A 17,965-nucleotide genomic window follows, 5' to 3' on the forward strand; every position below is an offset into this window, starting at 1 on the left:
TTCAGGCTCCGAAGCTGTTTTCAAGGTAACCGTTTTTCTTGGTCACGCGGTCCAGTTCCAGCAGGGTCTCGAGCAGGGCTTTCATGTGCTTGAGCGGCACGGCATTGGGGCCGTCGCTCAGGGCCTTGGCCGGGTCGGGATGTGTTTCCATGAAGAGGCCGGCCACACCGACGGCGACTGCGGCGCGCGCCAGCACCGGAACCATTTCCCGCTGGCCGCCGCTGCTGGTGCCCTGGCCGCCTGGCAGTTGCACCGAGTGGGTGGCATCAAACACCACGGGCGCGCCGGTCTCGCGCATGATGGCCAGGCTGCGCATGTCGGACACCAGGTTGTTGTAGCCAAAACTGGCGCCGCGCTCGCAGGTCATGAAGTTGTCTTCGTTGAGGCCTTTTTCACGTGCCGCAGCCCGCGCCTTGTCGATGACGTTTTTCATGTCACCCGGCGCGAGGAACTGGCCTTTTTTGATGTTGACCGGCTTGCCCGATTGCGCCACCGCATGAATGAAGTCGGTCTGGCGACACAAAAACGCCGGGGTTTGCARCACATCGACCACAGCGGCGACGGCAGCGATGTCGGCTTCGGAGTGCACGTCGGTCAGGATGGGCAGGTTCAGCTCACGCTTGACCTTGGCGAGAATTTCCAGGCCTTTCACCATGCCGGGGCCGCGAAAACTGGTGCCGCTGGAGCGGTTGGCCTTGTCGTAGCTGGACTTGAAGATGAAGGGGATGCCCAGTGATGAAGTGATTTCTTTCAGCGTGCCGGCCGTGTCCATCTGGAGCTGTTCGGACTCCACCACGCAGGGTCCGGCAATCAGGAAAAACGGTTGGTTCAGACCAATGTCAAATCCGCATAGTTTCATGGTCAGGCCACCGCCTTCAGGGGCTTGGCCGCGGCTTTGCCATCCTGGCCGGCCTTGACGCGGTGCTCAAGCACCGCCGCAATGTAGGCATTGAACAGCGGATGTCCAGCCCAGGGGGTGGATTTGAATTCGGGGTGAAACTGCACGCCCACGAACCATGGATGTACATCCTGCGGCAACTCCACGATTTCAGTCAGCTGTTCGCGCTGCGTCAGCGCCGAAATGACCAGGCCTGATTTGCGCAAGGCGTCGAGGTAGTTGACGTTGGCTTCATAGCGATGGCGGTGCCGCTCGGTCACCACATCGCCGTAGATGTTGTAGGCCAGCGAGCCTTTGGCAACATCCGAGCTTTGGGCGCCAAGCCGCATGGTGCCACCGAGGTCGGACTTGGCGTCGCGCGTCTTGATGGTGCCGTCGGCGTCTTTCCACTCGGTGATGAGCGCGATGACGGGATTGGGGGTGGCCGGGTCGAACTCGGTGCTGTTCGCGTCTTTCAGGCCTGCGACGTGGCGCGCAAACTCGATGGTGGCCACCTGCATGCCCAGGCAGATACCGAGGTAGGGCATTTTGTTTTCACGGGCAAAGCGGGCGGCGCAGATTTTGCCTTCGACACCGCGCACGCCGAAGCCGCCGGGCACCAGAATGCCGTCGAAGCGCGCCAGGCGCGACACGTTATCGGGTGCAATGGTTTCGGAGTCGACATACTCGATGACCACCTTGGCATGGTTTTTCATGCCGGCATGGCGCAAGGCCTCGTTGAGCGACTTGTAGCTGTCGGAGAGGTCCACATACTTGCCGACCATGGCAATGTTGACCTCGGTCTTGGGATGCTCGGTTTCATACACCAGATCGTCCCAGCGCTTGAGATTGGCCGGGGGCGTGTTCAGGCGCAGCTTGTCGCAGATCAGGCCATCCAGCCCCTGCTCGTGGAGCATGCGCGGGACCTTGTAAATCGTGTCCACGTCCCACATGGAAATGACACCCCACTCGGGCACGTTGGAGAAGAGGGAGATTTTTTCACGCTCTTCCGCCGGAATGCGACGGTCTGCGCGGCACAGCAGCACATCGGCCTGAATGCCGATTTCACGCAGCTGCTTGGCTGTGTGCTGCGTCGGCTTGGTTTTGAGTTCGCCGGCGGCTGCAATCCACGGCACATAGCTCAGATGAACAAAGGCGGTGTTGTTGGGACCCAGCCGCAGACTCATCTGCCGCACGGCCTCCAGAAAGGGCAGGGATTCAATATCGCCGACGGTGCCGCCTACTTCGACAATCGCCACATCGACAGCATCAGCGGTTTCATAGCCGGCGCCCCGTTTGATGAACTCCTGAATCTCGTTGGTGACATGTGGAATGACCTGTACGGTTTTTCCCAGGTAGTCGCCGCGGCGTTCTTTCTCAAGCACGCTTTTGTAAATTTGGCCCGTGGTGAAATTGTTGGCCTTGCGCATGCGCGTTTCAATGAAGCGCTCATAGTGGCCAAGGTCCAGGTCGGTTTCCGCACCGTCGTCGGTGACAAAGACTTCACCGTGCTGAAAGGGCGACATGGTGCCGGGATCCACGTTGAGGTAGGGATCCAGCTTGATAAGAGTGACTTTGAGGCCTCGCGATTCAAGGATCGCAGCTAAGGAGGCTGAGGCGATTCCCTTGCCCAGGGAAGACACCACACCGCCGGTGACGAAGACAAATTTGGTCATGTCAGGTACGAACCGCAAGTTCGCAGAGGTGGTAAACGGAGATTATACGGGTTGGCCGCACAACGGCCGCCAGCCGAGGCGCTAAAACCCGGGCTTTCCTGTGATGGGCGCATCGCAAGGCAGTGAAAAGCGTGGGGGCTCTTCATCCCAGCAGGGGCCGCGGGACTGGCTTTGCCAGACCGCAGGCGTAGCGGCCCCCTCGGGGGGCAGGGAGTGGAGCTACACGCAGTGAGCGAGCGTGGGGGCCCTAGAAGTGGTAGCTCTCCAGCCCAGCAGGGGCCGCGGAACCGGCTTAGCCGGGCCGCAGGCGCAGCTGCCCCCTCGGGGGGCAGCGCATTACACGAAGTGAAAAGCGTGGGGGCCCTCCAGCTGCTACATTGCGAAACATGACAAATCAAGCCAATCCCGTGGAAAGCGGCGTGCCCGGCGGTGAAGCACTGGACCTGGCCGGCAGGCATCTGGTGCTGGGCCTGTCGGGCGGTATCGCCTGCTACAAGTCGGCCGAGTTGTGCCGTGCGCTGATCAAGGCGGGCGCCACCGTGCAGGTGGTCATGACGGAAGCCGCCGAGCAGTTCATCACACCTGTCACCATGCAGGCGTTGAGCGGCCGGCCGGTTTACACCAGCCAGTGGGACAGTCGCGAAGCCAACAACATGGCGCATATCAACCTGTCGCGCGAGGCCGATGCGATTTTGATTGCACCCATGAGCGCTGACTTCATGGCCAAGCTGCTCCATGGCCGTGCCGATGATTTGCTGAGCCTGATGTGCCTGGCCCGGCCCATCGACAAGGTCCCGCTGCTGGTGGCGCCGGCGATGAACCGCGAGATGTATGCGCACCCGGCAACGCAACGCAACTTTGTTCAGCTTGAGGCCGACGGCGCCAGGGTGCTGGGCGTGGGCAACGGCTTTCAGGCGTGCGGGGAAACGGGTGATGGCCGCATGCTGGAACCCGAGCAACTGCTGGAAGACATCATTGCCTTCTTTGCGCCCAAGGTGCTGGCCGGCCAGCGCGTGCTGGTTACGGCGGGACCCACTTATGAGGCCATTGACCCGGTGCGCGGCATCACCAATCTGTCCAGCGGGAAGATGGGGTTTGCCATTGCGCGCGCCGCGCGTGAGGCGGGTGCCGAGGTTACGCTGGTCGCCGGCCCGGTGGGCCTGCCCACACCACGGGGTGTCACGCGCATTGACGTGAGATCTGCACAGAATATGCTCGATACCGTGATCGACCGGGTGCAGGGTGCTACTGTTTTCATAGCTACCGCGGCTGTGGCCGACTGGCGGCCTGCGGCACCATCAGCCCAAAAGATCAAGAAAGACGGATCGGGCCACGCGCCGCAACTGGGATTCACGGAAAACGCGGACATCCTCGCCACCGTTGCCAAGTCTGCCGCCGCCCGGGCGGGCAAGCTGTTTTGCGTGGGCTTTGCCGCAGAAAGCCATGACCTGGCCGAGAACGCCCAAGCCAAGCGCCTGCGCAAAAACGTACCCCTGCTGGTCGGCAACATCGGGCCCGATACTTTCGGACAGGACCATAACGCGCTGCTGCTGGTTGACGAGCAAGGCAGCACCGAGGTGGCCCGGGCGTCCAAGCTGTCGCTGGCACGCCGGCTGGTTCAGGAAATCGCTGCCAGGCTGGCGGCGCCGGCCGCTTCGACCCGGAAAGGGTGAGCTGCTTGATACACCCCTCCGATACCCCTCCTGATGGCGATTTCGCGCGGTATGTCGAACGGCTGACCAGCGGAAATATTTCAGCCGGCGCGCGCCCGGACATGTTCAAGCCGGAGCAGGGCGGACAGGCCAATGCGCCATTTTCCGCGAGCTCTGGCATGCCCTCCGTCAAGGCTGCCCTTGAACCTTTTGCAGGAATTTCTTTCCTCACTCATCTGAAGTGGGTGTTTGTGGCGTGGATAGGAACCCAGGTGCTGGCCAGGCTGCTGCCCGGAGCAGGCTTTCTGTTTATTCCCTTCCTGCTGGCCTATGCTGCGTGGGTCGTGTTCAGGGTTGGTGCTCCCTCCCTGCGTGCCTCGGTCAAACGTTTTGCAGACATGGCAGATACCGCAAGAACCGCTGCCGAAATATCCTCTCATCCCCAACAAGCCGAACGCAAACACAAGTCATGAAAATAGACGTCAAGATTCTGGATTCCCGCCTTCAGGGCAATCTTCCTCACTACGCCACGCCCGGCAGCGCAGGCCTGGACTTGCGCGCCTGCCTGGATGCGCCGCTGACGCTGGGCGCCAATGCCTGGCAATTGGTGCCGACGGGCGTCGCGATCCATCTGTGTGATCCGGGCTATGCGGCGCTCATTTTGCCGCGCTCCGGACTGGGGCATAAACACGGCATCGTGCTGGGTAATCTGGTGGGCCTGATCGACAGTGACTACCAGGGTCAGTTGATGGTCAGCGCATGGAATCGCAGCGATGTGCCTTTCACCATCGAGCCCATGGAGCGTATCGCGCAATTGGTGATCGTGCCGGTTGCGCAAGCGAAGTTCAATGTAGTCACCGAATTCCCCGCGAGCGAACGCGGTGAAGGTGGTTACGGGTCCACCGGTAAAAACTGAGGACCGAACTGAAGGCCATATCGCCCTGGGTTCGTCCGGCGTCAGGTTTTTCTTACGCCGCCGGGCAGCCCTCTCCCACGCCGAGTCAGCCTGGGGCCCCACCTTCGGCTTTGGCGATTGCGCATGTAATCAGTTAGAGACTCAAGCAATCCGCACGCTAACTGCACGCCATTGGCGCAAGGTGGCGCCGGCTGGTTGCATAAGGTCCTCAACTTTCTTAACAGGAGACTTCCATGCGTCAACCTTCCCGATATATTTCAACCACTGCTTCGGTGCTTGTGCTGGCGGCTCTGGCTGCCTGCGCGGCTCCGCCCATGAGTTCATCGGAACCGGTGTCGACCTATCCCAGTTCGTCCTACCCGACCTCGTCCTATCCTGCCCAGTATCCGCAGGGTAACTACACCGAGTTTGGGCGTGTCACCAACGTGGAAGTCCTGCGGACCTCGGAGCCAGGCAGGGGCTCCGGCGTCGGTGCGGTCATCGGCGGTGTGGCCGGTGCGGTGGTCGGCTCTCAGATCGGCGGCGGTAGTGGTCGCACTGCCGCCACGGTGGTCGGCGCTGTAGGTGGCGCTGTGGCCGGCAATGCCATTGAGAAAAGCCAAAGCACGACTGTTCGTGAAACCTATCGTATCTCGATCCGGCTGGACAACGGCAGCACCCGCGCCTACGACGTGCCTGCATCCGGAGACCTGCGCGTTGGTGATCGCGTCAGGATAGAGAATGGACAGATTTACCGTCTTTAAACCGGCTCCAAGCCGTCTTCAGGGCGGGTCAAGGTAAGAATAAGAGCGGTGGCAGCATTTGCTGCGCCGCTCTGCAACCCGCGCTCACTCTGAGTGGATCAATGCAATGTGTCGTTGCCGCTCGTCAGCGATTCCAGTTTGAAAAAACCGGTGCCGAGAGAACCCCGTCCAATTTCCTGTGCGGTGGCCTCGCGCACAGACTCTACTTTCATCGCCAGCCGGATCGCAATGCCGGCCAGGGGATGATTGCCATCCAGTACCACATGCTCCGGGTAGATTTCCGTCACGGTGTAAATGTGGTTGTGCGGAATTTGTCCGTTGGCGCCGGCCGGTAGCGCTGCGCCATCAAAGGTCATGCCTTCTTCCAGTTCTGCGGGGAAGATGTTGCGGGCTTCCAGAAAAACCAGGTTTTCGTCATAGTCGCCGAAGGTGTTTTCGGGCTCCAGATGCAGCTCTAGCTTGTCGCCGGCCTCGTGGCCTTGCAGGGCCTCTTCAATTTTGATCAGCAGGTCATTGCCGCCCAGTAAAAACTCGACCGGCTCGTCCAGTTCATCGAGCATATCGCCCAGGGTGTCTTTCAGCGTCCATGTCAGGGCTACGACGCATTGCGGGGTGATTTTCATCCGACAATTGTCCCATGGATGTAAATCAAGCTCTAGACCTTCTCGCCGGTTTGAGTCCGGCCCGATTCATGCGCCAGTACTGGCAAAAAAAGCCTCTTCTTGTGCGTCAGGCCATTCCCGGATTTCAGCCTTTGCTCAGTCGCGCAGACTTGTTCACGCTGGCTGGGCAGGAGCATGTCGAGTCCCGACTGATTGCCCGTCAGGCCCAGGGGTGGCGCATGAAGCAGGGGCCGTTCGCGAGGCGAAGCCTGCCGCCATTGAGCCGGGATGCCTGGACGCTTCTGGTGCAGGGGGTGGACCTGCACGATGCGCGCGCGCATGCGCTGTTGCAGAAGTTTCGTTTTGTGCCGGACGCGCGGCTGGATGACCTGATGATTTCGTTTGCAACGCCGGGTGGGGGCGTGGGGCCGCACTTTGACAGTTACGATGTTTTTTTGCTCCAGGCCAGCGGGCGCCGGCGCTGGAAAATTGGACAGCAAAAAGATCTGACCTTGCAGCAAGGGGTGCCGTTGAAAATACTGCAGAACTTTGAACCTGATGAGGAGTTTGTCCTTGAGGCGGGCGACATGCTTTACCTGCCGCCACGCTATGCACATGATGGTATTGCCGAAGCTGCGGCAGGCGGAGACGGCGAGGCTGCAGACTGCATGACCTATTCCATCGGTTTTCGGGCACCGGCGCGGAACGAGCTGGCTGCCGAACTGCTGCATCGCCTGGCGGAGTTCAGCGAAGACGAGCCCGAGCCGTCCTCCGGCGAGGGGCGTCGGCGTGCCAGTCCTTCACCGAAAATTTATTGCGACCCGCGCCAGACGGCAACCGCGACGCCTGCGGCGCTGCCTGAGGGGCTGGCGAAATTCGCCGGGCAAGCGGTCCTCGATGCGCTCAAGGATCCGCTCGCCCTGGCTTGCGCACTGGGGGAGTACATGACCGAACCCAAACCTTCAGTCTGGTTTGAGGCTCCCCTTCAGGCTTGGGCGCAGGACGCTGTCAAAGCGGGCAAAGCCGGCATTTGCCTTGATGCGCGCAGCCGGATGATGTATGACAGCGACCATGTGTTCATCAATGGAGAAAGCTACCGTGCCAAAGGCACCGATGCCGCCCTCATGCGCCGGCTGGCCGACCAACGCGGTCTGTCGGCCAGCGAGTTGCGCAGGGCAAGCACGCCTGCTCTTGCGTTGCTGGCGGATTGGCATGAGGCCGGCTGGCTCCGGCAGAAACTGCCGATGGGGGGCGGCACCTGAAGTGCGCCCCATCAGTTTGAAGGAGGAAGTCTCATGGATTCTCAAACAACGCCCACCGAGCCACCCGTGTTGCTGGAGGGGCGCTTCAGTGGCCGCACCGAGTTCACCAGCCTGGTTCGGCAGGCCTTTGCAGCGGCCGCTGCGGAGGGCTGGCGTGAAATCATCGTGTGCGACCCCGGCTTTGAAGACTGGCCTCTGGGTGAGCGCGTGGTGGTTCAGGCGCTGAATGACTGGTCCAGAGCGGGCCGCAGGTTCACGATGCTTGCTAAAAATTACGATGAGGTGCTCCGGCGTCATGCGCGTTTTGCGGCGTGGCGACGGACCTGGGCGCACATTGTGGACTGCCGTGGAAGTGCTTCCACGCCGGCTGATGACATGCCCAGTGCGCTATGGGCACCCGGTTGGGTGTTTGAAAGGGTGGAATTGGCGCGCTGCACAGGGACAGCAGGCTCTGAAGTGGTCAGACGGGTTGCGCTGAGGGAACGCCTGAATGAGCGGTTGCTAAAAAGCTCGCCAGCCTTTCCGGCGACCACGCTGGGACTGTAGGTGTGTGCGGGTGTGTGTGGTTTTTACGGTTTTCGGCTTGATTCCGTAGGGCGTTTTGCCGCCTAAGGGTTTTCAGGCTTGCAATAACCGGCATATAATTTATAGCTGGGTAGAAAGAGCTCGAGTCCTTTCCCCAGTCAAACATGACCTGAATTTTTGATTCAGGTTGCCTTTGACAGTTTCCGGAAATTGTTTTCTAAATTCATCAAGGATCGTAAAAATGAACAAGTCACTCGTTTTGGCAGCTATTGTTGCCGCTGTTGCTCTGGCTGCTTGCGGCAAAAAAGAAGAAGCTGCAGCACCTGCGCCTGCACCAGTTGCCGCACCTGCGCCTGCACCTGCTGCTGCTCCCGCTGCTGATGCCGCTGCTGGTGCCGCTTCGGCTGCCGCTGGCGCCGCTACGGCTGCTGCTGGTGCCGCTTCGGCTGCCGCTGGCGCCGCAGACGCAGCGAAGAAGTAATTCTCTTCAGCGAGTCGAAAAAAGCCGCCGCAAGGCGGCTTTTTTTATGGTTCATACAGTTCATGATTTCCCGGCAGCTTGCCCAGACCCCGGGAATGATTGCTTCGTCACGTCGCGTTGTCAGATCTGTAGCCAGCAGCTCCCGTCATCGGGTTTCGCAACGATGATGTCGTCTGGCGCGCAGGACAAAGCCTGCGCCATGACGTCTTGAACCAGGGCGGGCCGGTTGTTTTGCGCGCTCAGATGGGCTGCCACCAGATGCTTGAGGCCCTGGTGGCGCACCGCGCGGGCGATGTCTGCCGCTGCGGTGTTGGCAAGGTGGCCGTACAGGCCGCCGACCCGCCGCTTCAGAAATGCGGGATAGGCCGATTGAGCCAGCATCTCGGTGTCGTGGTTGCACTCCAGCAGTAGCGCATCGCAGGCCTTCAGGTGCCCCAAGACGTGTGCCGTCGCATGTCCCAGGTCCGTCAAAATCCCCAGCTTCGCCGAGCCATCCGTGCAGGTGAGCTGCAAGGGCTCCCTGGCGTCGTGCGGCACCGTAAAAGGCGTGAGCTGCAGTCCCCCGAGGTCAATGGCTTCACCATCTCGTGCCGTGCGGAGCAGGCCGTCAAAATCCGGCGAGCCGGTAGCGGCATGGGTGCCATGGCTCATCCAGACCGGGATGCGGTAGCGCAGGGACAGTGAGCGCGCGCAACCAATGTGGTCGCCATGTTCATGGGTAATGAAGACCGCGTGGATGTCTTCCGGTCGAAGCCCGGCCTGGCCAAGCCGGTACACGAGGTGCTTGAGCCCCAGCCCGCAATCAATGAGCACCCGAAACGGCAGCAGGCCCAGGGCTTCCACCAGTGTGGCGTTCCCCGAACTGCCGCTGCCCAGGCTTTTGAATCTCAGCACCGGTGCCGCAGGCAGTGATGGGACTGCAAACCGCGGCCTTATTTCAGGTCGTCGGCAATCACCTGAACAATGCGTTGCGCATTGGCTGACGATTCAGGCGCGCCCTGGGCATTGAGTACCGATACCGTGGTGCTTTCGCCCTGGCTCTTGACCGCAATGCGGTACTTCAATGGCGCTGGCGCAGCTGGAGAGCCACTGAACAGTTTGCTGAAGAATCCGGGCTCGCTCTTGTTGGCGCCGGGTTCGATATAGCGTACAAAATAGACGCCCTGGCTGCGGTCGCGGTCTTCCACGGTGAAGCCGGTGCGGTCCAGTGCCAGGCCCACGCGACGCCAGGCGCGCTCGAAACCTTCGTCGATCTGCACGACGGGAAGATTGTTCACGACGGTGGAGCGGGATGTCTGTTTCGTGGCGCCTGCTGCAACGAGGGCCCTGGACTGTTCCTGCGCCACGCCCAGCTTCACCATCAGGCGGCGCAGAAACTCGGCTTCCAGTTCGGGATCGGCAGGGCGCGGTTGCCAGACTGTGCTGTCGCCTGTCACGGCATTGCCGCTCTTGGCGCCGGTGATCACCTCCACCATGCCGCGATGGCTGATGAAAATCTCGGTGCCGCCGTCTGACCGGCGTTCCAGCCGGGTGCGGAACTTGTCGCGTTCGCCGGTGGAATAGGCGCCATCGAGAATTTTTCCCAGTGCGCTGCGAATGAAGTCCTGAGGCAGCTTCGCGCGATTTTCGGCAAAGTCCGTTTCCATGATGCCCAGGTTTTCCTGGTCTTGAGCCAGCAAAAAACCGCTTTCCAGCCAGAAGTCACGCACGGGTCCCCAGAGCTTGTCGGCAGGCCGGTTGATGACCAGCCAGCGCTGGGTGCCCGCGCGCTCTACCCGGACGTCACCTACCGCAACGGCTGCCGTCGGCGCGGTCTGGGGCGCGGCCTGGCCTACCTGATAGCTGCTGGCGGTCACGGCCGTGCCGGGCACCACATAACGGCTTTCACGGTTGAGCTGGGTCAGGTCGGGAGGAATATCCAGCGAGGGCGCTTTGGTAGCGCTCGATTTGTAATCGATACGTTCGCCTTCCATGACATCCCTGATGGTGGAGCAGCCCGCGAGCAGGCTCACGGCAACCAGTGCGGACACGGTTAGCGCATTTTGGGTGGTTGCAAAGGCAGGGCGTTTTGGCAAGTTCTTCACTGGGGTTCCCTTAAAAATCAGATCAGGCCGCTGGCGCGCAGGGCGCCTTCCACGGCAGCTTCGTTGGATGGGTCAAGCGGCGTCATGGGTAGTCGCAGCGCGCCACCGCACAGTCCCATCCGGGCCATGGCCCATTTGACAGGAATCGGGTTGGCTTCGACAAAAAGGTTTCTGTGCAGGGGCAGCAGTTTGAACTGCAACTCCATGGCCCGTCTGGCGTCTCCCGCCACGGCAGCCACGCACAGCTCGTGCATCAGGCGTGGCGCGATGTTGGCTGTCACGCTGACGTTGCCCTGTCCGCCGCAAAGCATCAGCGCCACGGCGGTCGGATCATCACCGGAGTACACGGCAAACCCCTGGGGGACTTCCTTGATCAGCCACTGTGCGCGCTCGATGTTGCCGGTGGCTTCCTTGATGCCGACAATGCCGGGCACTTGGGCCAGGCGCAGCACGGTGGCATGCGCCATATCGGCTACGGTGCGGCCGGGCACGTTGTACAGAACGGTGGGCAGGTCGCCGACAGCCTCGGCGATCGCCTTGAAATGCCGGTACTGGCCTTCCTGGGTGGGCTTGTTGTAATAGGGGACGACTTGCAGCTGGCAATCGGCGCCCACCTGCTTGGCGAACCTGGCGAGCTCGATCGCCTCGGCCGTGGAATTGGCGCCGCAGCCGGCCATGATGGGCACGCGTTTTTTCGCCTGCTCCACCGAGACGCGGATGATTTCGCAGTGCTCTTCGACGTTGACGGTCGGGGATTCGCCGGTGGTGCCGACCACGCCTATGCAGTCGGTCCCTTCGGCGATGTGCCAGTCCACCAGTTTGCGCAGGGTGGGGTAATCTACGCTGCCGTCATCATGCAAGGGCGTTGCCAGTGCAACGATGCTGCCAGTAATGGGTTTCATGTCTTGGTCTGTAGGTTCGCGGCCCTGGGGGGTGGTCTGGAAACAATCATAAAAAGGAGATTGCCGACCCGAAGAGCCAATCCTGCATTCTACCCAGAGGCTAGACCAGTCTATAGCGTGGGGGGACTGGGGATTGGGGTTGCAGGCCCCCGGGCAAACCCGGATGGCTTTCGGGTTCGCTGATCGCGGCAATGCGCTGGACGAAGCGTGGCTGCAGTCCCTGTGGGCCTTCCTCAAAGCCGTCCTCGAAAGCCACCACCCGCAAGCCGCGGCAGATCTCCAGCAATTCACCGGGACGCAACAGAAAATCGGGACGGGAGGGTTTTCCCACCGTTTCATTGCCTTGCGTAAAAGTTTCGTAAATCAGGACACCGCCCGGCGCCAAGCTGCGAAGCAAGGTGGGCATCAGCGGGCGCCAGAGGTAGTTGGTGACCACCACCGCGTCAAATTGCCGGCCAGCAAAGGGCCAGGGGCCATTTTCAATATCCGCCACCACCGCTTCGCGGGCCTGCGCCGGAATTGCGATGGATTCAATAGCCTCCTGTGACCTGTCTACAAGGACGACGGGGTGATTTTGTTGATGAAACCAGCAGGCGTGGCGGCCGCGGCCGCAAGCCACATCCAGCACCACACCGCCGTCTGCCACCAGGTGCGACCAGCGCTGTACCCAGGCCGAAGCCGGCTCTGTGCCGTGCAAGGTGCTTTGCTTTTGCAATGAGGTCATGGGGTTATTAAGGTTAATGGGATTAATTGGGTTAATGGGGTTAATGCGGTTAATAGGATTAATGGAGGTGTTAATAAGGTTAGTGAGGCTTGACCTCATCCTTGAGGGCGGCCAGCGCCATCGACTCGACCCGGGCTGGCGCCATCAGTTTGAGCCAGCGGCCCAGCCTGCCTTTGGCTGTCATCACCACCTCGTGGTCCCGTCGCGCCATGCCCTGCAGAATCAGTCCTGCGCATTCTTCAACGCTCATGGCCTGATCTTCCTTCAGGCCACTGGCGCCGGCTGGGGCCCCTGCCGCATTGAAGCCGCGATACCGGGTCTGCGTAGCGACCACGCCGGGATAGACGGTCGTCACGCTGACGCCGGCACCCTTCAATTCCGCGCGCAGGGCCTCGAAGAAACCCGTCATGGCAAATTTGGTGGCGCTGTAGGCGGTCCGGCCCGGCACGCCAATCAGCCCCGCGAGGCTGGAGACGGCCACGATGGCGCCGCGGCTTTGCTTTAAATGAGGCAGGGCCGCATGGGTGCACCAGACGCTGCCCCAGAGGTTGATGCGCATCAGTTGCTCGTACCAGGCCAGGTCTTCGGCTTTGACGTCTTCAAAGAGCGCCTGCGCCGACCGACCGGCGTTATTGATCAACGCGTCGATGCGGCCAAAGCGGGTGACGGCGGCGGCGATCAACTGCCGGCATTGGGCTTCGACCGAGACATCGGTTTTCACCACCAGCGTTTGGGCGCCGTGCGCCGCACATTGCGCGGCGACTTCCGCGAGCAAGGCTTCGTTGCGGGCAGCCAGCACCAATGCCACGCCGGTGCGGTGCGTTTGCGCCAGTTGCCGCGCCATCTCCGCGCCTATGCCATCGGACGCCCCGGTAATTACGATAGTTTTCATGGCTGCTTGTCCCCGTCGTGATTGGGCTTCAGGTCTCAATGGCCTGTACAAAACTGCGGGCAAGCCTGAAGCCGGCCTGAGGCAATCCTAGAAGCAGGCCCAGACCTGATTGGCCAGCGTGAAGAGAAAATCAGGCCGCGTGTAAAGGGAAAACACGCCCAGCGATGCGAGGATCGCGAGCGCCCACCAGCTGATCTTTTTGGCCACCTTACGCTCCCTGCGGCAGGCCGGCACGCGAAATCGGGGTTTCGCGCACCGGCAGGTTTACCAGTGCTGCAAACACACCCAGCGCAATGGCGATGTACCAGACAATGTTGTAGCTGCCGGTGCGGTCATACAGGTAGCCGCCCAGCCAGACCCCCAGGAAGGAACCGATCTGGTGGCTGAAGAAAATAAAGCCGCCCAGCATGGACATATGCTGGATGCCGAAAATTTGCGCCACCACGGCGTTGGTCGGTGGAATGGTCGACAGCCACAGCAGGCCCATCACGCTGGCAAAGATGTAAACGCTCGTGGGACTCAGCGGGGCGGCCAGGAACACGGCGATGACGATGGCGCGCGACAGGTAAATCGTCGCCAGGATTTTTCGTTTGGCGATTCTCTGGCCCAGCGAGCCGGCAACATAAGTGCCGAACACATTGAAGAGGCCGATCAGCGCCAGTGCATAACTGGCCACCTGGGGCGACAGGCCCTTGTCTTTCAGATAGCTGGGCATATGCACACCAATGAATACCACCTGGAAGCCGCAGACGAAGTAGCCGGCCATCAGCAATTGAAAGCTCGGGTACTTGAAGGCTTCCCGCAGTGCCTGCCCGATGGTTTGCTCGCGTTTGGCCGGCTTGCCGCTCGCAAACCCGCTCTCATGCAGCCCCAGCGCCAGGGGCACGATCATCAAAACTGCAAGGCTCAAGGCGAGCAGGGCTTCTTTCCAGCCCAGGCTGCTGATCAGGAAACCCTCGACGGGCACCATCAAAAACTGTCCGAACGAGCCTGCGGCCGCCGCCACACCCATGGCCCAGGAGCGCTTGTCCGAGGAAATATTGCGCCCGATGACGCCGTAAATCACCGCGTAGGTGGTGCCTGCCTGCGCCGCGCCAATCAAAACCCCTGCCGTCAGCGTGAACAGCATCCCCGTGGGCGACAACGCCATGCCCACGAGGCCCAGGGCGTACAGCAACGCACCGCCCACAATCACCCGGAAGGCGCCAAAGCGGTCAGCCGCCATGCCGGCAAAGATGCCAAAAACACCCCAGGCCAGGTTCTGCACGGCAATGGCAAAAGCAAAGGTCTCGCGCGTCCAGCCCTGCGCTTGGGTGATGGGTTGAAGCCAGAGGCCGAAACCATGGCGTATACCCATGGACAGCGTGACAATCGCCGCGCCGCAGGCCAGCACCTGAAGCATCGACAGGGTTTTGGAAGAAGAAGAAGAGGAAGAGGATGACGCGTCGGGAGGGGGAGCGGTGTTGGAAGCCATGGGCAGACTGTAACGAAAATGTCCACGAGGTGCTGGCGGCCGGGCGGTGCGCCGCGTGGCGGAACCGTCCGGCCCGGCGGGTTCGGTTAGTATGGCTGTATATTTGTACAGTTACTTTTGCGGCCCGGTCTACAATTGCCGCAATTTCCTCATCAGCCATGGCCGACAAACTATCTACCGCAAGCAACGAATATTCCGAAGGCTCGATCCGCGTGCTCAAGGGCCTGGAGCCCGTCAAGCAGCGGCCGGGCATGTATACGCGCACCGACAACCCGCTGCACATCATTCAGGAGGTTCTGGACAACTCGGCCGACGAGGCGCTGGCCGGGTATGGCAAAAAGATCAAGGTCACGCTGCACACCGACGGCTCGGTGAGCGTGGAAGACGACGGCCGCGGCATCCCGTTTGGCCTGCACCCGGAAGAAAAAGCACCGGTGGTCGAGCTGGTATTCACCCGCCTGCATGCCGGCGGCAAGTTCGACAAGGGCAAGGGCGGCGCCTACAGCTTCTCGGGTGGCCTGCACGGCGTGGGGGTGAGCGTCACCAACGCCTTGTCAAAACGGCTTGAAGTGATGTCTTACCGCGAAGGCATGGCCGCCCGGCTGGTGTTTTCAGGTGGCGATGTCATTGAAAAACTGCAGTTGCGCAAGGCTGCTGAAGGCGACCGCAAGTGCGGCACTTCCGTGCGTGCCTGGCCAGACGCCAAATACTTCGAGTCTGCCGCGCTGCCTATGGCCGAGTTGACGCATTTGCTGCGCAGCAAGGCGGTGCTGATGCCCGGCGTGACCGTCACGCTGACCAACGAGAAGACCAAAGAAACGCAGACCTGGGCCTACAAGGGCGGCCTGCGCGACTACCTGATGCAGACCCTCACTGCCGATCCGGTGATTCCGATGTTTGAGGGCGAGGGCTTTGCCGATGCCTCGCACGACAGTTTTGCCGAGGGTGAGGGCGCCCAGTGGTGTGTGGCCTTTACCGAAGACGGTCAGCCCATGCGCGAAAGCTACGTCAACCTGATCCCGACCAGTGCCGGTGGTACGCACGAAAGCGGGCTGCGTGATGGCTTGTTCACTGCCGTCAAGAGCTTTATCGATTTGCATTCGCTGCTGCCCAAGGGCGTCAAGCTGTTGCCCGAGGACGTGTTTGCCCGGGCCAGCTATGTGCTTTCCGCCAAGGTGCTGGACCCGCAGTTTCAGGGTCAGATCAAGGAACGCCTGAACTCGCGCGATGCGGTGCGGCTGGTGTCGAGCTTTGTGCGCCCCACGCTGGAGCTGTGGCTGAACCAGCACGTCGACTATGGGAGAAAACTGGCCGAACTCGCCATCAAGGCCGCGCAAACCCGCCAGAAGGCCGGCCAGAAGGTTGAAAAACGCAAGGGCTCCGGCGTGGCCGTGCTGCCGGGCAAGTTGACCGATTGTGAAAGCAAGGACCTTGCACACAACGAGGTCTTTCTGGTCGAGGGTGACTCGGCAGGCGGCAGTGCCAAGATGGGGCGCGACAAGGAAAGTCAGGCCATCCTGCCGCTGCGCGGCAAGGTGCTCAACACCTGGGAGGTCGAGCGTGACAGGCTGTTCGCCAACACGGAAATCCACGATATTGCCGTGGCCATCGGCGTCGATCCGCATGGCCCCCATGACACGCCGGACTTGAGCGGCCTGCGCTACGGCAAGGTCTGCATCCTCAGCGACGCCGACGTAGACGGCTCGCACATCCAGGTGCTGTTGCTGACCCTCTTTTTCCGGCACTTCCCCAAACTGATTGAAGCTGGTAATGTGTATGTGGCGCGTCCGCCGCTGTTTCGGGTGGATGCTCCTGCGCGAGGAAAAAAACCGGCGTCCAAGGTGTATGCCCTGGACGAAGGCGAATTGACCGCCATATTGGACAAGTTGCGCAAGGACGGCGTGCGTGAGAACGCCTGGAGCATCAGCCGCTTCAAGGGGCTGGGCGAAATGAGTGCGGAACAGTTGTGGGAAACCACGCTCAACCCGGACACCCGGCGCCTGTTGCCCGTGCAGTTGGGCAACTTTGATTTTCTGCAAACCGAGAGCCTGATCACCAAGCTGATGGGTAAAGGCGAGGCTGCTGCGCGGCGCGAACTGATGGAGTTGCACGGTGATGCCGTGGAGATTGATATTTGATGAATTTCCCCCTGAAGTTGTTTTCGCTTTTGCACCTGGCATTGGCATCCCGCGCGTTGGCGGGGATGCTGGCGCCGCGTAGCCCTGACCGCTGGCGCGCGCTGCTGTTGCCCATGCTGGTCATGATGCTTGCGGGTTTGCACGTCACTCCGGCCCGTGCCGATATCTGGGGCTATGTAGATGCCGGGGGCGTTGCCCACTTTTCGGCGATACGGCTGGATGAGCGCTATGAGCTTTTCTTTCGCGGGGCTGAAAGCTTCAGCGCAGGCAACAATGTTGCCAAAAGCGGCAAGGCAGTCGGCAACGGTGCCAACCGGGCCACCGGCGTGGCCGCTGCGCCGCCCAAGCTGCTTGCCTACTTTGATGTGTCTCCCAACTACAAGGCCGTCAAGCACCTGCTGCGCGAAGCTTCCGTCAGGCATGGCATTGACTACGAACTGCTGCAGGCCCTGATCGCCACCGAATCGGGCTTTGACACCCAAGCCGTCTCGCCCAAAGGTGCGGTGGGGTTGATGCAGCTGATCCCGCCGACGGCGGAACGCTATGGCGTCAGGGCCGACAAAAATTCCCCGATCCAGAAAAAGCTGACCGACCCCAAGACGAACATTCGGGCGGGTTCCAGCTACCTGAGCGACCTGATTGCCATGTTCCCCGGCCAACTGGAGCTGGCTGTTGCCGCCTATAACGCCGGCGAGGGTGCGGTGCAGCGAGCCGGTAACAAGATTCCCAATTACCCTGAAACCAAAAACTACGTCAAGACCGTGATGCAGCTCTATAACCACCTTAAGCCGCCCAGCATGATGGCGTCGCCCGGCCGGGTTCGCATGGAAATGATGGGCGGAGCAACCGGCCGCAGCAACATGGTGCCGCCCACAGTGGTGTCCACCGCCACGCCAGAGGTCCAGCCCGAGCAGAACTGACGTCACAATGCGCCGGGTGTTCAGCCCGGGAATGTTTGCGCGGGATGTGCCACCCACCAGCCCGGCGGCCTGAAAAACGGCTCCCCCCTGCATTTCT

Annotated in this window: 18 protein-coding genes; 9 read left to right on the plus strand and 9 right to left on the minus strand. The window is 61.2% G+C overall.

From position 1 onward, the window contains the following. Nucleotide 1: 1 nt before the first annotated feature. On the minus strand, nt 2–859 hold the full coding sequence (gene kdsA, locus AC1DUB_RS16405) for a 3-deoxy-8-phosphooctulonate synthase (RefSeq protein ID WP_477730406.1): 858 nt from the start codon (nt 857–859) through the stop codon (nt 2–4). A 2-nt stretch (nt 860–861) separates the two neighbouring features. After that, nucleotides 862–2,553 carry a CTP synthase gene (locus AC1DUB_RS16410; protein ID WP_477730407.1) on the minus strand — a complete coding sequence of 564 codons (1,692 nt, stop codon included), beginning with the start codon at nt 2,551–2,553 and terminating at the stop codon, nt 862–864. 386 nt (nt 2,554–2,939) lie between these two features. Here AC1DUB_RS16410 and coaBC point away from each other — a divergent pair, with 386 nt between their 5' ends. The 4 genes from coaBC to AC1DUB_RS16430 all read left to right on the plus strand — a co-directional run bounded on the left by coaBC (nt 2,940) and on the right by AC1DUB_RS16430 (nt 5,864). Continuing rightward, on the plus strand, nt 2,940–4,226 hold the full coding sequence (coaBC, locus tag AC1DUB_RS16415; RefSeq protein ID WP_477730408.1) for a bifunctional phosphopantothenoylcysteine decarboxylase/phosphopantothenate--cysteine ligase CoaBC: 1,287 nt from the start codon (nt 2,940–2,942) through the stop codon (nt 4,224–4,226). A 5-nt stretch (nt 4,227–4,231) separates the two neighbouring features. Next, the gene (locus AC1DUB_RS16420; RefSeq protein ID WP_477730409.1) at nt 4,232–4,678 is read left to right on the plus strand and encodes a hypothetical protein; all 447 of its coding nucleotides are present in this window, start codon (nt 4,232–4,234) and stop codon (nt 4,676–4,678) included. Further along, nucleotides 4,675–5,121 (plus strand): dUTP diphosphatase, encoded by a 447-nt coding sequence (gene dut, locus AC1DUB_RS16425; protein ID WP_477730410.1) that lies wholly within the window; start codon nt 4,675–4,677, stop codon nt 5,119–5,121. Before AC1DUB_RS16420 ends, dut begins: the two co-directional genes overlap by 4 nt. Before the next feature lie 233 nt (nt 5,122–5,354). Beyond that, entirely contained in the window at nt 5,355–5,864 is a 510-nt protein-coding gene (locus AC1DUB_RS16430; protein WP_477718463.1) for an outer membrane lipoprotein, read from the plus strand. Nucleotides 5,865–5,962: 98 nt separating this feature from the next. Here AC1DUB_RS16430 and AC1DUB_RS16435 read toward each other — a convergent pair whose 3' ends face one another. Further along, entirely contained in the window at nt 5,963–6,487 is a 525-nt protein-coding gene (locus AC1DUB_RS16435; RefSeq protein ID WP_477718462.1) for an FKBP-type peptidyl-prolyl cis-trans isomerase, read from the minus strand. Nucleotides 6,488–6,501: 14 nt separating this feature from the next. On the opposite strand from AC1DUB_RS16435, the gene AC1DUB_RS16440 reads away from it, so the two are divergent. From AC1DUB_RS16440 to AC1DUB_RS16450, 3 genes are all read left to right on the plus strand, one after another. Beyond that, entirely contained in the window at nt 6,502–7,728 is a 1,227-nt protein-coding gene (locus AC1DUB_RS16440) for a JmjC domain-containing protein (RefSeq protein WP_477730411.1), read from the plus strand. A 33-nt stretch (nt 7,729–7,761) separates the two neighbouring features. Then, nucleotides 7,762–8,274, plus strand: a complete 513-nt coding sequence (locus tag AC1DUB_RS16445) for a hypothetical protein (protein WP_477730412.1) — start codon at nt 7,762–7,764, stop codon at nt 8,272–8,274. 251 nt (nt 8,275–8,525) lie between these two features. Then, nucleotides 8,526–8,945: a hypothetical protein gene (locus AC1DUB_RS16450; RefSeq protein ID WP_477730413.1), complete on the plus strand. Its 420-nt coding sequence runs from the start codon at nt 8,526–8,528 to the stop codon at nt 8,943–8,945. On the opposite strand, the gene AC1DUB_RS16455 is transcribed toward AC1DUB_RS16450, so the two are convergent. From AC1DUB_RS16455 to AC1DUB_RS16480, 6 genes are all read right to left on the minus strand, one after another. Next, a complete protein-coding gene (locus tag AC1DUB_RS16455; RefSeq protein WP_477730414.1) occupies nt 8,855–9,628 on the minus strand; it encodes an MBL fold metallo-hydrolase in 774 nt (257 codons plus the stop codon). The two genes, AC1DUB_RS16450 and AC1DUB_RS16455, sit on opposite strands and share 91 nt — an antisense overlap. A 38-nt stretch (nt 9,629–9,666) precedes the next feature. After that, a complete protein-coding gene (bamC, locus tag AC1DUB_RS16460) occupies nt 9,667–10,764 on the minus strand; it encodes an outer membrane protein assembly factor BamC (protein WP_477730415.1) in 1,098 nt (365 codons plus the stop codon). Nucleotides 10,765–10,835: 71 nt separating this feature from the next. Beyond that, nucleotides 10,836–11,720, minus strand: a complete 885-nt coding sequence (dapA, locus tag AC1DUB_RS16465) for a 4-hydroxy-tetrahydrodipicolinate synthase (protein ID WP_477718456.1) — start codon at nt 11,718–11,720, stop codon at nt 10,836–10,838. A gap of 100 nt (nt 11,721–11,820) precedes the next feature. Further along, complete coding sequence (locus AC1DUB_RS16470; protein ID WP_477730416.1) at nt 11,821–12,444, minus strand: class I SAM-dependent methyltransferase; 624 nt, start codon at nt 12,442–12,444, stop codon at nt 11,821–11,823. A 79-nt stretch (nt 12,445–12,523) separates the two neighbouring features. Then, entirely contained in the window at nt 12,524–13,336 is an 813-nt protein-coding gene (locus tag AC1DUB_RS16475) for an SDR family oxidoreductase (RefSeq protein ID WP_477730417.1), read from the minus strand. 208 nt (nt 13,337–13,544) lie between these two features. Further along, nucleotides 13,545–14,738 (minus strand): MFS transporter, encoded by a 1,194-nt coding sequence (locus tag AC1DUB_RS16480; RefSeq protein WP_477730459.1) that lies wholly within the window; start codon nt 14,736–14,738, stop codon nt 13,545–13,547. A gap of 230 nt (nt 14,739–14,968) precedes the next feature. On the opposite strand from AC1DUB_RS16480, the gene AC1DUB_RS16485 reads away from it, so the two are divergent. Continuing rightward, nucleotides 14,969–16,948: a DNA topoisomerase IV subunit B gene (locus AC1DUB_RS16485; RefSeq protein ID WP_477730418.1), complete on the plus strand. Its 1,980-nt coding sequence runs from the start codon at nt 14,969–14,971 to the stop codon at nt 16,946–16,948. 65 nt (nt 16,949–17,013) lie between these two features. Continuing rightward, entirely contained in the window at nt 17,014–17,868 is an 855-nt protein-coding gene (locus AC1DUB_RS16490; RefSeq protein WP_477730460.1) for a lytic transglycosylase domain-containing protein, read from the plus strand. The last annotated feature ends 97 nt before the right edge of the window (nt 17,869–17,965 follow it).

The organism is Polaromonas sp. P4_F9 (assembly GCF_056401235.1).